Source organism: Pseudidiomarina sp. (genome assembly GCF_033722695.1).
Classification (GTDB): domain Bacteria; phylum Pseudomonadota; class Gammaproteobacteria; order Enterobacterales; family Alteromonadaceae; genus Pseudidiomarina.
Window position 1 is genome coordinate 1 of the sequence record NZ_JAWVYM010000009.1, and the last position, 15717, is coordinate 15717.

At 52.7% G+C, this 15717-nt stretch carries 16 protein-coding genes; 6 read left to right on the plus strand and 10 right to left on the minus strand.

The window, feature by feature from the left end; genetic code table 11:
* Window positions 1–133: 133 nt before the first annotated feature.
* The 6 genes from R3196_RS05075 to R3196_RS05100 form a co-directional block, all read right to left on the minus strand.
* Window positions 134–1114, minus strand: a complete 981-nt coding sequence (locus R3196_RS05075) for a mechanosensitive ion channel family protein (protein WP_318935573.1) — start codon at window positions 1112–1114, stop codon at window positions 134–136.
* 4 nt (window positions 1115–1118) lie between these two features.
* Window positions 1119–1592, minus strand: a complete 474-nt coding sequence (bfr, locus tag R3196_RS05080; protein WP_318935574.1) for a bacterioferritin — start codon at window positions 1590–1592, stop codon at window positions 1119–1121.
* 8 nt (window positions 1593–1600) lie between these two features.
* Window positions 1601–2074: a bacterioferritin gene (gene bfr, locus R3196_RS05085; protein ID WP_318935575.1), complete on the minus strand. Its 474-nt coding sequence runs from the start codon at window positions 2072–2074 to the stop codon at window positions 1601–1603.
* A gap of 37 nt (window positions 2075–2111) precedes the next feature.
* Window positions 2112–2333 carry a bacterioferritin-associated ferredoxin gene (locus R3196_RS05090; RefSeq protein WP_318935576.1) on the minus strand — a complete coding sequence of 74 codons (222 nt, stop codon included), beginning with the start codon at window positions 2331–2333 and terminating at the stop codon, window positions 2112–2114.
* Window positions 2334–2403: 70 nt separating this feature from the next.
* Complete coding sequence (locus R3196_RS05095; RefSeq protein ID WP_318935577.1) at window positions 2404–2835, minus strand: DUF3429 domain-containing protein; 432 nt, start codon at window positions 2833–2835, stop codon at window positions 2404–2406.
* Complete coding sequence (locus R3196_RS05100; RefSeq protein ID WP_318935578.1) at window positions 2832–3803, minus strand: calcium/sodium antiporter; 972 nt, start codon at window positions 3801–3803, stop codon at window positions 2832–2834. The genes R3196_RS05095 and R3196_RS05100 overlap by 4 nt, the downstream gene beginning before the upstream one ends.
* 120 nt (window positions 3804–3923) lie before the next feature.
* On the opposite strand from R3196_RS05100, the gene R3196_RS05105 reads away from it, so the two are divergent.
* Window positions 3924–4886 (plus strand): zinc transporter ZntB, encoded by a 963-nt coding sequence (locus R3196_RS05105; protein WP_318935579.1) that lies wholly within the window; start codon window positions 3924–3926, stop codon window positions 4884–4886.
* Here R3196_RS05105 and R3196_RS05110 read toward each other — a convergent pair.
* Genes R3196_RS05110 through R3196_RS05120 form a run of 3 tightly spaced genes read right to left on the minus strand, consistent with a single transcriptional unit; the run spans window position 4863 to window position 8642 of the window.
* Entirely contained in the window at window positions 4863–5975 is a 1113-nt protein-coding gene (locus tag R3196_RS05110; RefSeq protein WP_318935639.1) for an ABC transporter ATP-binding protein, read from the minus strand. The two genes, R3196_RS05105 and R3196_RS05110, sit on opposite strands and share 24 nt — an antisense overlap.
* Complete coding sequence (locus tag R3196_RS05115) at window positions 5962–7629, minus strand: iron ABC transporter permease (protein ID WP_318935580.1); 1668 nt, start codon at window positions 7627–7629, stop codon at window positions 5962–5964. The genes R3196_RS05110 and R3196_RS05115 overlap by 14 nt, the downstream gene beginning before the upstream one ends.
* Window positions 7629–8642, minus strand: a complete 1014-nt coding sequence (locus tag R3196_RS05120; protein ID WP_318935581.1) for a Fe(3+) ABC transporter substrate-binding protein — start codon at window positions 8640–8642, stop codon at window positions 7629–7631. Before R3196_RS05120 ends, R3196_RS05115 begins: the two co-directional genes overlap by 1 nt.
* A gap of 165 nt (window positions 8643–8807) precedes the next feature.
* On the opposite strand from R3196_RS05120, the gene R3196_RS05125 reads away from it, so the two are divergent.
* On the plus strand, window positions 8808–10619 hold the full coding sequence (locus tag R3196_RS05125; protein ID WP_318935582.1) for a sodium:proton antiporter: 1812 nt from the start codon (window positions 8808–8810) through the stop codon (window positions 10617–10619).
* 275 nt (window positions 10620–10894) lie between these two features.
* Here the strand turns inward: R3196_RS05125 and R3196_RS05130 are convergent, their stop codons facing one another.
* On the minus strand, window positions 10895–11815 hold the full coding sequence (locus R3196_RS05130) for a hypothetical protein (protein WP_318935583.1): 921 nt from the start codon (window positions 11813–11815) through the stop codon (window positions 10895–10897).
* Between the two features lie 309 nt (window positions 11816–12124).
* Here R3196_RS05130 and R3196_RS05135 point away from each other — a divergent pair, with 309 nt between their 5' ends.
* The 4 genes from R3196_RS05135 to R3196_RS05150 all read left to right on the plus strand — a co-directional run bounded on the left by R3196_RS05135 (window position 12125) and on the right by R3196_RS05150 (window position 15716).
* On the plus strand, window positions 12125–12589 hold the full coding sequence (locus tag R3196_RS05135; RefSeq protein ID WP_318935584.1) for a hypothetical protein: 465 nt from the start codon (window positions 12125–12127) through the stop codon (window positions 12587–12589).
* Complete coding sequence (locus tag R3196_RS05140) at window positions 12589–12909, plus strand: BolA family protein (protein WP_318935585.1); 321 nt, start codon at window positions 12589–12591, stop codon at window positions 12907–12909. Before R3196_RS05135 ends, R3196_RS05140 begins: the two co-directional genes overlap by 1 nt.
* A 96-nt stretch (window positions 12910–13005) precedes the next feature.
* Window positions 13006–14184: an enoyl-ACP reductase FabV gene (gene fabV / locus R3196_RS05145; protein WP_318935586.1), complete on the plus strand. Its 1179-nt coding sequence runs from the start codon at window positions 13006–13008 to the stop codon at window positions 14182–14184.
* Window positions 14185–14375: 191 nt separating this feature from the next.
* Window positions 14376–15716 carry a Na(+)-translocating NADH-quinone reductase subunit A gene (locus R3196_RS05150; RefSeq protein ID WP_318935587.1) on the plus strand — a complete coding sequence of 447 codons (1341 nt, stop codon included), beginning with the start codon at window positions 14376–14378 and terminating at the stop codon, window positions 15714–15716.
* Window position 15717 lies beyond the last annotated feature (1 nt).

Here is a 15717-nt window from a genome sequence, read left to right on the forward strand (position 1 = left end):
CCCTCGATACGTTGCCGTATACACACTTTCCAGGCGTGCTCCTTCAGCCACTCGGACACCTCTCCGTAAAACGCGCGCCATCATAGGGAATTACGGCCATTCCGTCAACCGCTTTTGCGGCGGGTTCAACGACTTAAATGTCATCAGCAGCGTCATTGTCTGGGTGTTTTTTTTGTTTGCCCGACGCTTCTTTTTGCTTACTGACCGCTGCTTCCATTTCTTCATCTTTGATCCAGCTACGCACATGAATGTCGCGTTGCGGGAATGGAATTTCGATTTCGTATTCCATCAGTGAGGAATGAATTTCCCACATAAAGGCTGCATGCACCGCACCAGGGCGGTTAACTGCTTCAGGTTTGAGCCACACCACCAGTTCAAAATTCAGGGCGCTGTCGCCGAATTCGTTCAGCCACACTTGTGGTGGGCGGTGGCTGGTGCCGCTCAGGGTGTAAGGGACCCGGTCAGCAGCTTCAAGCACCGCTTTGCGAACCTTTTCTTTGTCCGAGCCATACGCGACGCCAAATTTGACGTGGATACGGCGGTAGGTGTCGCGCATGGTCCAGTTGGTCACGCGGCCGTTCACAAACTCGGAGTTAGGCACCACAATGTCGATATTGTCGTTCGTGGTAATCACCGTACTGCGAATATTAATTGCCTGTACTTCACCGGTGACGCCGGATTCGAGTTCAACGAAATCACCAACCTTAAGCGTTTTATCAAACAGCAGCATGATGCCGGCGGTAAAGTTGCTGATCAGGTTCTGTAAGCCAAAACCGACACCAATACCAAGGGCACTGGCGAAGATGGCGAACTTAGTAAGGTCGATACCTATAGACGCAACGGCGATTAAAAAGCCGATCACCATGATCAGGTAGTGGGTGATACGCTTCAGCGCATACACCGACGACTGAGTCATGGTGCCGCGGTAATCGGCAAAGCGGCCAAGGGCGTTCTGGATCAGTCGCGACACGATATAGGTCACGATGACAATCAGCAGAAACTTCACGATAGAGCCGTAAGTTACTGCGGTTTCACCCGCACTAAATAGCTCGGTCTCTAACCAGCCAAAAGCGGACTTGGCACTTGCCAGTGCATTATTGAGTGTTTCTTCCACGCATTCAGCCCATTTGTGCCTGCAGGTATAGTTCCAGACCTAAACGGTCGATTAAGCCCAGTTGTTGCCGCAGCCAGTAGGCGTGGTCTTCTTCAGTATCCTGAAGAATGCCAACCAGCATGGTGCGACTGACAAAGTCGCCTGCTTCTTCGCAAAAGTCGATGACTTCACGCAGGGTACGGGCATTATTGTGCTCGAGTTCCAGGTCATTGCGCAGCATTTGTGGCACATTGTGGGCAATCTGATGTGGTTCACGGGTGTTCATGTCGGGCTGGCCGCCTAAGAACAGAATGCGGCGGATCAGCAAATCTGCATGGCCGCGCTCGTCGTCAATTTCCTGATTAATGCGGGTATAGAGCTTATCCAGCCCCATATCTTCATACTGGCGCGAATGGGACGTGTACTGGTCAATTGAGGTCAGCTCGAAGGCCAGTAAACGGTTCAGTTGTTCGACAATTTTTTCGGTATTTAAGCTCATAACCGGGTCTACTCCGTTTCGAGTTTGGTTTGCAGGTAAACGCTGGTACCAAGTTTATTGACTAATTCAAGCTGGGTTTCCAGCCAGTCAAGATGTTCTTCCTGGGCATCCAGGATCGCGGCCAACTGATTACGGGTGACGTAGTCCTGCGCTTTTTCACAAACTTCAATGGCTTCGCGGATAGCAACTACATCGGCGTGCTGAACTTTGTGATCCAGTTCCAGCATCTCGTGCGGATCTTCACCGATATAGAGTTTGCCTAAATCCTGCAGGTTAGGCAGCCCTTCGAGGAACAGAATACGCTCGATAATAACATCGGCGTGCTTCATTTCTTCGATAGAGGCTTTGTAAACGTTGGAATTAAGCACATGGAAACCCCAATTTTTATACATGCGGGCATGCAGAAAATACTGGTTAATGGCGGTGAGCTTGCGGGTAAGAATGCGGTTCAGTTCTTGCAGAACTTTAGCATTTCCTTTCATCTGAGCTACTCCTTAAGCGATACGTCGAAATCGTAGCTTAAGTGTAGCACACCGTGGTTGGCAACATACTTTGATCGGCAAAGCGGGCATTGCGCTTCTGAACGGCTTCACTGAGGACTTCTTTGGCACATTGTTTACAGCAACCGCACTGCGAGGCTACACCATATTCCTGGCGGAGTTCACGCATGGAACTGAGACCATTATCGACAGCACGCCGAATGGTGTGATCAGTTACGCTTTTGCATAAACAAACGTACATAAGTTCGCTCCGTTAGTAGTTATAAAAATACTAACGCAAATGCGAACGATTTGCAATCACAGGTAAGGATTTAAATCGATATGATAATCAGGATGATATGCAGCGCCACGACGGTGAAAGTCAGCCGGCTACGCAATTCCAGGTACCAGATCAGCTGAGACAGATGGCGTTTCTCATAATTGAGCCAGAACAGGTGCATCAGCGTCAGGATGGTTAAAACGGCCAGTACTGATAGCCAGTAGCTCAGCAATAACGCGATGAAGCCGACCAGTGCCGGTACCACCCCCCAGCCAAGGCGGCGGGATTCGGCTTCACCGGTGCGCATGGCCATACCCCAGTGCACGCCACCTAAAAATCCCAGAATCACCGCGCTGTACTGGATGAAGAGTTCGGTGGCCCGCGCGCCATAAATATCGAGCAGGCCAGCGACAGCCAGGATCAGAAACGGCAGCAGGCCAAGGTAACCGAGACGCTGTGCGCTATGCTGGGAGTTCAGATTCATTGCATAAATCCGGTTTGTAACAGGTAAATGGTGTAACCAATATAGCATAACAAGAAGATACCGCCGTGCACCCGGTTAATGCGGCCCGGCCGGCCCGGCCGGAAACCAAATACGGCCAGTAGCACGGTGAGGATGGCAATGGCGATCCAGTCGCGGTAAAGCACCAGAGGTTCCAGCGGAATTGGATTAATAATCCCCGCCAGGCCGACCACTGCCAGGGTGTTGAACATATTTGAACCGATCACGTTGCCGATGGCCAGATCGTGCTCATTTTTCCGCACAGCGGCAATCGCTGAGGCCAGTTCCGGCAGTGACGTACCCACCGCAACCACCGTTAGCCCGATAACCAGATCACTGACGCCAAGGGCCGTGGCGATATCGACTGCGCCCCACACCAGCATGCGTGAACTGATAATTAACAGCACCAGACCAATCAGCAGCCAGACTATGGCGCGGCCAAGGGGCATGGCGTGGGCTTTTAATTCTACATCGACCTCAGCGGTCATGATATCGGCTTCACCGCGCATGCCCTGGTAAATGCTCCAGCCAAAGTAGGTGGCAAATACCGCCAGCAGGAACCAGGCCTCAAGGGTGGTGATCTGAAAGTCCAGTAGAGGAAACATTGCCACCAGGGTAACCAGAATCAGTAGCGGCATTTCGCGCTTCAGTACCTGGCTGCTGACCGCAATGGGTGCCAGTACCGCGGTCAAACCGAGCACCAGGCCGATATTGGTAATATTGGAGCCGTAAGCGTTACCCAGGGCCAGAGCAGGGCTTCCCTGCATTGATGCGAGCACCGAGACGACCAGTTCCGGAGCTGAGGTGCCGAAGCCGATAATCAACATACCGATAAGTAAAGGTGGCATGCCCAGATGGCCGGCAGTAGCGGCAGCGCCATCAACGAAGCGATCGGCGCTCCAGACCAAAAGAGCAAGACCAAACAGGATTGCTAGTACTGGGAGTAACATAAAATCCCTTGATACGGTTATCAAAAAAGTGGCGGCTATTTTAGCGCTAAATGCTTTCACTTGTGAACAGCGGGTTTTCGGGGCTAGACTAGGGATAAACCGGAAAACAGGATAATCAGCATGGTAGCCAGTCAGTTAAATGACGATTTTATTATCGATAAATGGGATTTCAGTCAGCATCCGGCGCGTAAGATTACCGAAGGCGAGCATGAAGCGCTGCAAAGCTGGTTTCACTTCCAACGGGATTTACCCGGTATTGATGACTGGTTGCGGCGGTCGCACATTCCTGAGCCCCTGATTGACGCCGTGCTGGCAGAAGATACCCGGCCGCGGTTTGAGCGCATGGAAGATGGTTTTCTGCTGATACTGCGCGGGGTTAATCTGGGCGAGGGCGCCCGGCCTGAAGATATGGTCAGTGTCCGGATCCTCTATTACAAAGGTAACCTGTACAGTTTCCGGCGGCGGCCTATCCGTTCGATCCAGATTATCCGTGAAAAACTTAACCAAGGCTCAGGTCCCGAGAGCCTGCACGATTTTCTGGTTATGTTGATAGAGGAAATGAACAATCGCCTGGAAGAATTAATGGCAACCGTTGAAGATCAGATGGAAGCCCTCGAAGACGATGAACACGGCGTTACCGCTGACCGTCAGCGGGAACTGACCATATTGCACCGGCGGATGTTGCGGTTAACCCGTTTCGTGCGACCACAGCTGACAGCGCTGGAACGCTTGTCTGCGGAAAGCCACCGCTGGCTTGACCCGGAGTTAATGCAATGGCTGACGAACGAGCGGGACACGGCGCATCGGGTACTGGAGTCACTGGAGATGTTACTGGAGCAGGTTTGGATGCTACGTGAGCATTTGCAGCAGGAAGTGGCGCAGAAGATGAATCGCAATACCTACTGGCTGTCGATGGTGGCTGGTATTTTCCTGCCGATTACCTTTTTGTCCGGTGTTTTCGGTATTAATATCGGCGGTATGCCGGGGGTCGATAACGACAATGCCTTCTGGATTTTCTCGGGGGTGATGGTGGTTATTGCTTTCTTCGAGTTTCTTTTATTACGCCGACTGCGCTTCTGGTAACCGCATCGGCCTGTTTGCCGGCGCTTGTTGCTCCAGCCCTGGCAGTTCGCAATGATCTGAAGCGAACACCACCAGGTGATCAAACTCAGCCCGCAAGCCTATGGTAGCGCCAACTTCAAGCTGCTCATGAGAGGGGCTGAGGGTAAGCACCTCAATACCGCTTGGCAACTCCACACTGTACAGATTAAAAGCGCCGCGGAATCCGCGCGCTTTAATGCGACCTTTTAATTTAGCCCGGGGATCCGGAACGATATCATCGGGGCGCACCAGAAAGCTGACTGGGGTGCCCGGGGCAATGTGCTCCAGGCTCGCGTGTTCCAGCATGCCTAAGGGCGACGCCAGCGATCCCTTGGCATTGATCGTTCCCTGCAGCAGTACCCCATGGCCGATAAAATCGGCAACCAACTGATGGCGCGGTGTATGGTAAAGCTGATAGGGCGTTTCCCATTGCAGTAATTCACCCTGATACATCACTCCGGCCTTATCGGCCATGGCAAAGGCTTCCTGCTGGTCATGAGTAACCAGCAGCGCGGTGATTTGCTCTTGCTTCAGCAGCTGGCGCACTTCTATGGCGAGTTTTTCGCGCAGCTCGGCGTCGAGGCTGGAGAAAGGTTCATCGAGTAACAGCAGGCGCGGCTTCGGCGCCAGTGCCCGGGCCAGGGCTACGCGTTGTTGCTGGCCGCCGGAAAGTTCATGGGGATAACGCTTCTGATAGCCTGGCAGGCCAATGCGGTCAAGTAATTCTGCCACCCGCTCGCGTTTCGCGCTGGCGCTGGTTTTGCGCATACCAAAGCAGATATTTTCGGCGACGGTCAGGTGCGGGAACAGGGCGATATCCTGAAAGACCATGCCCACGCCGCGTTGTTCGGCCGGGATTTGCAGGCCGCCCGCGGACATCTCAATACCGTTAATACTGATACGACCATTCTGAATGGCCTGAAAGCCTGCGATACTCCGCAATAAGGTGGTTTTGCCGCAGCCGCTGGGACCAAGCAGGCAGCCGATTTCACCAGCAGCGAGCTGCAGGCTGACGCTCTGTACTATTGGCTGAGTGCCAAAGCTTACCTGAATATTCTCAAGCTGTAACAGGGACAAAATCTTGCTCCTTGAGTGCGGATTGCTGGGATTTTAGCATGGCACGGGACAATAAAATAACCGGAATTAAGCCAACCATGACCATCATCAACGCGGGCGGCCCCGCGTCAGCGAGTCGCTCGTCGCCCGCCATTTCATATGCCCGCACGGCCAGGGTGTTAAAGTCGAAGGGGCGCAGCACCAGCGTCGCGGGCAGTTCTTTAAGTACATCGACACCGACCAGCAGCAGGGCGGTTATAACACTTGGGCGGAGCAAGGGTAAATGGACTCGCGCCAACACCTGCAACGGTGAATAGCCATGAATGCGGGCTGCTTCATCCATGCTCGGGCGGATTTCGGTCAGGCCGGCGTTGATCGTCTGCAGGGATACGCTCAAAAACCGAACCGTGTAAGCAAATAACAGGGCAAACAGGGTGCCGGATAATAATAAACCCGGATTGTAGTCAAACCAGGCCTTGCTGAGACTGATGATCCAGCTATCCAGCTGAGTCAGTGGCAGCATCAGGCCAACGGCAATGACCAGCCCCGGGATGGCATAGCCAAGGCCGGCAAAGCCGACGCTGAATCGCACCAGTGGGGTTGGCAGCTGACGGCGGCCATACGCCAGCCATAGTGCCAGAATGACCACAATAAGTGCGGCTGCCAGTGCCAGCCCAAAGCTATTAAAGGCCAGTTCCCAGAACGCTGGCTGGATCCAGACTTGCCAGCGGTCCAGCGACCAGCTGGCCAGTTGCAGTGCCGGCAGAATAAAACCGGCCAGCAGCGGCAGCCAGCATAAGGCGCTGGCTGTCCAGGCGCGCCAGCCTCTCAGCATAAAGGGTAAGGCCGAACGGCTACGGGCTTGATCGTAGCGAGCCTGACTGCGCGACCAGCGTTCAATCAGGATCAGGGCGACCACGGCTACCAGCAGCATGCCGGCCAGTTGCAGGGCACCGGCGAGGTCGCCCAGGCCATACCAGGTGCGGAAGATCCCGGTGGTGAAGGTGGTCACGCCGAAATACTGTACGGTGCCGTAGTCGGCCAGGGTTTCCATCAGCGCCAGGGTGGTGCCGGTGACAATAGCGGGGCGCGCCAATGGCAGTGCCAGCCGCAGAAAACATGCCCACGGGCTTAAGCCCAGGCTGCGACCGGCTTCTATGGTGGTCGCCGATTGCTGCAGGAAAGTCGCGCGGGTAATCAGATAAACATAAGGAAACAGCACCAGACTAAGCACCAGAACGGCTCCACCCAGACTGCGAATTTCCGGGAACCAGTAATCGCCGTAGCCCCAGCCGGTCAAATCCCGCAGGGTGCGCTGCACCGGGCCGCTGAAATCCAGCATGCCGGTATAGGTGTAGGCGGTAATATAGGCCGGCATTGCCAGGGGTAACAGTAACGCCCAGCTCAGAATACGCTGGCCGGGAAAGCGGCAACAGGTTGTCAGCCAGGCGGTGCTGACACCGATCAGAATAACGCCGCAGGCTACGCCGATCATCAGCCACAGCGAGTGGCGGATATATTCTGGAACAACGGTTTGCCACAGATGGCTGAGGGTGCTGGTATCACCGGTCCAGAGTAGTTGCAGACCGACCCAGCAAATAACGAATAAGGGCAGCCCCAGCAGGGCTGCCGTCAGTATTAAGGAACCTTGTCGCCAAGGGGATTGCATTAACGCCAGCCAGCCCGGTTCATCAGCTTAACGGCTTCTGCGTTGTTTTCGCCCAGGTGCTTCATAGGCAGTTTGTCCATCTTAAACTCACCCCAGTTCTGCAGGCGTTCGCTCCACGGCACCCCCGGAACAGCCGGATATTCGGCATTGGTTCTGGCATACCACTGCTGGGCTTCTTCAGACAGCAGAAACTCCACCAACTGGCGGGCAGGACCAACATTTTTGGCATATTTGGTCAGGCCTATACCAGAAACATTTACATGGGTACCAAAGCTATCCTGGTTCGGCCAGAAAATCGCTACCTGCTCAGCGGCGGTGCGCTCCTGTACATCATCACTGGCTTCCATCTGACCCAGATAGTACGTATTCGCTACCGCCAGATCACAGACGCCAGCAGCGACGGCTTTGATCTGGTCACGGTCACCGCCAACCGGCGAGCGGGCAAAGTTTTCAACCAGGCCCTTGGCCCAGGCTTCGGTTTTTTCCACGCCCCAGTGCTCAATCAGGGCCGCAACCAGAGACTGGTTATAAATGTTGTCTGACGAGCGGATACAAACTTCGTTATCCCAGCGCGCATCCGCTAAATCGCCGTAGCCACTCAGCTGGCTTGGGTCGACCCGATCCGGGGCATAAAAAATTGGCCGTGCGCGCAGGCTTAAGGCAACCCACTCACCGTCGGCTCCTTGCCATTGTTCAGGAACTGCGGCCAGCGCTTGCTCTGAGCCCAAAGCCTGGAAGGCTCCGGCTTCCGAGGCACGGTACAGATTACCGGCATCAACGGTCAGGAATAAATCAGCAGGGGTATTCTCACCTTCGCTGGTCAGCCGGGCCAGCAGGGCATCACCACTACCAGTCAGCAGACGCACCTGGATGCCGGTGTCAGCAGTGAACTGATCGAGCAGGGGTTTAATCAACGCTTCTTTACGCGCGGAATAGACATTAACCTGAGCGGCGCTTACTGCCGTAGTGAACGAAGCCAGGATAAGAGTACTTAATACAAGTAGTTTACGCATGATAAAACAACCTCTGGTTGGCGGATGTTTGGATACAATTAGTTTGGCTCAAATGAGAATGGTTATCAATAGTAATACCTATATTTCCTTATAAAAATTAGACCTTTTGGGTAATTGTGGTCTAGGTTTAAGGGCCTACAAAAATAATGGGAGTGTGCTAACTCTATGTCTAACCTATCGATAATGGCGTTAATAGGTGTCATGTCCATTCTGTGTCAATGGGCGGCGTGGCGACTGCGAATACCCGCGATTCTTCCGTTGATCCTGGTTGGCCTGTTGCTGGGGCCGGGCATGGGCGTGTTGCAGCCCGACGCGGTATTTGGCGATATTCTGTTCCCCTTTATTTCATTATCGGTGGCGATCATTCTGTTTGAAGGGTCGCTGACCCTGCGTTTTGATGAGATTCGCGAACATGGCCGTATGGTGACCCATCTGCTCAGTATTGGGGTGCTGGTGACCTGGATCGGCTCGGCCGCGGCAGCACTGTATTTCATTGGTTTTAGTATTCAACTGGCTGCTTTATTTGGTGCTCTGATCGTGGTTACCGGACCAACGGTGGTGAAACCCATGTTGCGCTCCGTGCGGCCGACCACCAAGCTGTCGAATATTCTGCGCTGGGAAGGGATTCTTATTGATCCCATCGGTGCGGTGCTGGCGGTACTGGTGTTTGAATTTATTCTGGCATCGTCTCAGGCAGAAGGCTGGCTTACTTCGCTGCAGGCATTCGGACTGACAGTGCTTATCGGGTTCATTTTAGGTTACGTAGCGGCCCGACTGCTGGCGTATGCATTCAAAAAAGGCTTGTTTCCCCGTTATCTGCAAAGTGTCGCCACCCTGACTATTGTCATCGGCGTGTTTGCGCTGTCCAATGCAATTCAGCACGAGTCCGGGCTGCTGACCGTCACTGTAATGGGCATAGTAATGGCTAACATTAAAGGGCTGGAGCTGGATGAGATTCTCGAGTTTAAAGAAACCCTGAGTGTTCTGCTGATTTCGGCCCTCTTCATTATTCTGGCGGCGCGAATTGATGCCGCGGCATTCTTCGCCATGGGCTGGCCCACGGTATTTCTGTTGGCGACGGTCATATTTGTAGTGCGGCCGGTGAGCGTCTGGCTATCGGCGATAGGCACGGATCTGACCTTCAAAGAGAAGTTGCTGGTGTCCTGGATTGCGCCCCGCGGTATCGTGGCGGCAGCCATCTCGGCATTGTTTGCCCTGAAATTGCAACAGGCCGGCTGGGAAGATGCCGGCATACTGGTGCCGCTGGTGTTCGCAGTGATCCTCAGTACCGTGGTGGTGCAGAGCCTGACCGCCAAACCCGTGGCCCAGGCGCTGACATTGCGTGAGCCGCCGGCGGCGGGCTTCCTGATTTTCGGTGCCAACCCAGCTGCCCGGAAAATAGCCAAAGCTCTGCAAGACCAGGGCATTGATGTGCTGATTGCGGATACCAACTGGGAGCATATTGCCCAGGCGCGAATGGAAAATCTGCCGGCTTATTTTGGTAATCCTACGTCGAAACACGCGGAAGAGAATATGGATCTGACGGGTATTGGACGGGCGCTGATTATTTCGCCTTACCGGCAGTTGAACCCGGTTGTCGCGCTGCATTTTCTCGATTTGTTCGGTCGTAATAAGGTATTTGGCCTGGAAACGACCGAACATGATGCGCCGAAACGGCACCAGTTGCCGGAGAACTACCGCAACCGGTTGAAGCTATTCGGCAAAGGAATTTCATTTTCAAAACTGGCCAGCCTGGTGTTCCAGGGCGCGCAGGTTAAAACCACCGCGCTCACGGAGTCCTTCACCTATCAGGACTACCAGGAGCGACACGAAGATCGCGCAACACCACTTTTTGCCGTCGATGATCAGGACTTGTGCCGGGTATTTACCGGCGATCAGGAATTTGAGCCGACAGCTGGCTGGCAGCTGATTTCACTGGTCGTCAATACCGGTGACGACGTTTCAGAAAATTCCTAGGGAAATTAAACCTTTATATGTATGTGTCAAAAATGTAATTGAATTATTAAATTTTTTGATATAAGTTGATGGCCATGGAGTATGAAGTTGCATCAGGGATTTGAACAACTTCACCTGAACACGGATGTTCCTCTTCCTCCGCTTTTCCGTCGTTACTATTCAAACCCACGCCGTCTCAGAGCTGCTGATTTTTTACCATAAAAAAATCGCCGCAGGAGTACAACCCTACGGCGATTGGTGCGTTGCCGATGCTTAATCCGGCAACGCCTCAGCAGTTAGTTCGAGCAACGGATCTCGGTTACACCTGCTACCGGGCACCAGTTGCCCCAGTTCATGTCAATATTCAGCGGGTCGAGCGAGTAGAACAGGTTACAGTTAGCAAACTCGGTACAAGGCTTCACTTCGCCGAAGGAAACCAAATTTGAGTAACCGTTCACTTCGCAGGCGGCTTGCGCGCAGGTCGCAGCATCTACACAACCGTTAAATCCACTGCAAGCGCCATGGTGACCATAGGCTTCGCCTTCGACGGTAATCAGTACACTGTGATAACTTTCCAGCGTAGTTACCCGACCATCAATGGTTGACACCGTGTCGTAAAGGGCAGAAATGTCGCTCTCAACTGAGGCTAATGCCGAGTCAAAGGCAGCTAATTGCTGAGTATGAACAGACAGTTGTGCATTCAGCGAAACTATTTGTGCCAGCATACTGGTGGTTTGCGCCAGCAAGGCTGATATATCGGCATCGACAGTTGTTGAAAGTGTCGTGACCAGCGCGTTCAGTGCAGCGATTTCAGCCTGAACATTTGCCTGTAACGCAGCGATCTGCGCTTCTGTGTTCGCTATCGCTGTATAGATAGCTGCCACGTCGCTTTGATGTTGCGCTAACAGACTGGCAAGGTCCGTTTCTAAATCACCGGTGGCTGCCTGCAAATCGGCAATCGCGGCCTCGCTATCAGCGATTTGCTGCTCAATTCCGCCGATATCTGTCTGCACTTCAGCCAGTTCAGTTTGCAGAGCCGCCAAATCTGCATTGAGTTCAGCAATAGCTGCGCTATTAGCCTCAATTGCCGACTTTAATTGCTTGAACGGCTGGCCGTTGTAAAACGAATTATTACCGTTCTGAGCCTGAACAGCAGAGCTGGCCAGTATGAAGAGTGCAGTCAGCGCTGCCACGCAATAGGAGTTGAAATTTTTCATTGGGGTATATCCTAAAGTTGAGTTAAACATATGTTATTGGGAGCCCCAGACACGTTTTGGCATATTACATCGACGCTCAAGAAGACTGAAGGAAGGCCCGTAAATTGTTATAGGTCAAAAAGTGATCGCTAGTCAACGGAGTTGGGCCTGCTTTTTTAAATTATTTGTTATGTCATTTTGTTGTAAATTTATTGTGCTCCTGGCGGGTTAAGTGGGGGCATGCCGAGTGAGAGGTAAGGATGTAACTGCCCTATACCCTTATGGTATGCTTCGTACTCCCTGAACTGAACTTTCGGATACTGAATGCCAATGCAAATTCGACTTGTTCCGGTGCTGATTATTTTGCTGAGCCTGGCAGGCTGTCAGCCTGCTACTGAGGATGCTACGGCAAATCCGGCGCTGCAGACTGTGCGGCAAATTGATCTGTCACTGCTACCGAATGACCAGTGGGAATTATCCAGTGGGGTGCTACAGCTGAGCTTTTGTCGTGATCGCATTAACGATGCCCTGCTTGCGGAGCGCGAGGAGCTGCGCCGTTGGCGGGTAGTTGGTGAAGTTACTGCTATGCCGTCGCGGCGCATCGAAGGGCTCGAAATTCTGGCTGACTTTTATAAAGAGTACGATGTATTGCTCTGGCAATTATCCGGCACCGTCAGTTCACAATTTTATCGGGTCGCCGTTCCTGCTGATCAGAATGGCGGCAATGTATTTAACGCGCTCGCCCGGATTGGCCGGGACCGTCGCGTATGCTTTAGCGCACTGGAACCGAACTGATGACAACAAATCTTACGACTTCTATTCTCAATAAGCTTCGTGAAGAGTTAAACCCAGAGCATATCGAGGTCATGAACGAGAGCCATTTACATGGTACTCAAAGTGATGATTCCCACTTTAAAGTGGTGGCGGTAAGCAGCGCGTTTGAATCGCAACGGCTACTGCAGCGCCATCGGCTGGTTAATAAGATTCTGGCCACTGAACTGGCCGGGCCGGTGCATGCGCTGTCATTACATTTATATAGCCCCGCCGAATGGCGGTCGTCGACGGTGCCTGAATCGCCTGCCTGTCGCGGTGGCAGTAAGCACGAAACCGGCTAAACTACTCTGATGTGTTTTCGTCCGGGCCTCAGTTACACTTAGGTTACTATCGCTAAGTTACTATCTCCTTCAGGACTACAGACAGGATTCTTTATTATGGTAATTCACCCGAAAATCCGTGGTTTTATTTGTACCAATGCCCACCCGGTTGGCTGTGCGGTGCATGTGCAGCAGCAAATTGATTACATTCGTCAGCAGCCGCCGCTGGATGACGCGCCCAAGCGGGTGCTGGTTATCGGCAGCTCCACGGGTTATGGCCTGGCATCGCGTATTACTGCTGCTTTTGGCGGCGGTGCTAAAACCTTAGGCGTCTGTTTTGAAAAAGAGCCCACCGAAAAACGTACTGGTACCGCCGGTTGGTATAACACTGCAGCCTTTCATGAAGCGGCTGAAGATGCCGGCCTGTATGCCCACACCATCAACGGTGACGCTTTTTCTAACGAGATTAAAGAAGCGACAATTGCGCGCATAAAAGAAGACCTGGGCCAGGTCGACCTGGTTGTTTATAGTCTGGCCTCCCCAAAACGGCAGGATCCGATTACCGGTGAAGTCTATAGTTCAACCCTGAAGCCGGTTGGCAAGGCTTATACCACCAAAACCTATGATACCGATCGTGATGAAGTGAAAGAGATCACGCTGGAACCTGCCAGTGAAGACGAAATCCAGAACACGGTGAAGGTTATGGGCGGTGAAGACTGGGAACTGTGGATTGCAGCGCTTAACGATGCAGGCGTGCTGGCAGAGAACTGTAAAACCACTGCTTATACTTATATTGGTAAGCAACTGACCTGGCCAATCTATGGTCACGCCACTATCGGCCGGGCGAAAGAAGACCTGGATCGCGCCGCTTCAGCGTTACGGGCGCGCTATTCTGATCTGAATCTGGAAGCTTATGTTTCCTCATTAAAAGCACTGGTTACTCAGGCCAGCTCAGCGATTCCGGTGATGCCACTGTATATCTCCCTGATTTATGGGGTGATGAAAGAAGAAGGTACCCATGAGGGTTGTATTGAGCAGATTTACCGCCTGTTTACTGAAGGCCTCTACGCGGATAATCCTGAGCTGGATGAAGCCGGCCGGTTGCGGATGGATGCCAAAGAAACGAATGAAGCGACTCAGGCTAAGGTGACGGCACTCTGGGATCAGATTAAGCAGGATAACTTCCACCAGCTGGCTGATTACGAAGGCTACCATGCCGACTTTCTCAAGCTGTTCGGGTTTGGTCTCGATGAGGTCGACTACGACGCCGATGTTGACCCGCAGGTTCGTTGGTAAGCAAAATTGAGTCTGTAATTTTTGTACCGCGCGAGGTGGTAACGCGCGGTATAAAAATGCTAAAATGCCGGCCCGTGACGTATACGAACAGAATTTCTATTTGATTTATCAGGTTTCAGCACGTTATTTGAGTTGATTGATACTGTTGCTGAAAAGAGATTAATCTTCCCTAACGAGTAGTGCAAACGCGTATGATAACGATCAAGAAAGGGCTGGATATTCCGATTAAGGGAGCTCCCCAGCAAACCATCGAAGATGGCTCGTCCATCACCACCGTTGCTGTCCTGGGTGAAGAGTATATAGGCATGCGTCCTACCATGCATGTAAAGGCCGACGATCGCGTCAAAAAAGGCCAGGTACTTTTCGAAGATAAGAAAAACCCCGGGGTTAAGTTCACTGCGCCTGCTGCTGGTGTCGTCAAAGACATACTGCGCGGCGAGCGGCGTGTCCTGCAAGCTGTTGTTATCGAGACAGATGGCGACGAGCAGGAAACCTTTGAATCTTATGACAGCGATAAGCTGGCCGATCTCGATCGCGAAAAAGTGGTTGAGCAGCTGAACAATTCAGGGCAGTGGGTGGCGTTACGTGCCCGGCCTTACAGCCGTTCGCCTAAGCTTGACGACAAGCCGGAAGCGATTTTTGTCAGCGTGATGGATACCAATCCACTGGCGGCCAACCCGATCACGATCATCGAAGAACAGCAACAGGCATTTATCGACGGCCTGAAGGTGCTGACGACTCTGACGGAAGGTAAAGTTTTCGTATCGAAGGCAGGTGATGCCAGCATCGATACCGGCGATGCTAAGGTTCAGATTGAGAGCTTCTCTGGCCCGCATCCTGCAGGTCTGGTCGGCACCCATATCCATTTTCTGCAGCCGGTAAGCTTCGAAAAGCAAGTCTGGCATATCGGTTATCAGGACGTTATTGCTTACGGTAAATTATTCACCACCGGTGAAATCTTTACCGATCGGGTGGTGGCAATTGGCGGGCCTGGCGCGAAGAATCCGCGTTTGCTGCGCACCCGCATGGGCGCAAACCTGGTCGATCTGACTAAAGATGAACTGCTTAATAACCAGCAACGTATTATTTCAGGTTCGGTGCTCAATGGTCATACCGTTGATAATGCCCACCAGTGGCTGGGCCGTTTCCACAATCAGGTTAGTGTGCTGCCGGAAGGACATGAAAAAGAATTTCTTGGCTGGCTGAAACCTGGTGTAAAACAACACTCAGTAACCCGTGCCTTTGCCGGGCATATCGTGCCTGGTAATGAATTTAAAATGACGACCTCCACCAATGGCTCGCGCCGGGCCATGGTACCAATCGGCAACTACGAGCGGGTGATGCCGTTAGATATCCTGCCGACTATTCTGTTACGTGACATTTTGTCTGGTGATATGGAACAAGCCCGTAAGTTGGGTGTTCTGGAACTGGATGAAGAAGATCTGGCGCTTTGCACCTATGTTTGCCCCGGCAAATACGAGTACGGTCCGGAACTGCGTAATATGCTGACCACGATTGAGAAAGAGGGTTGAT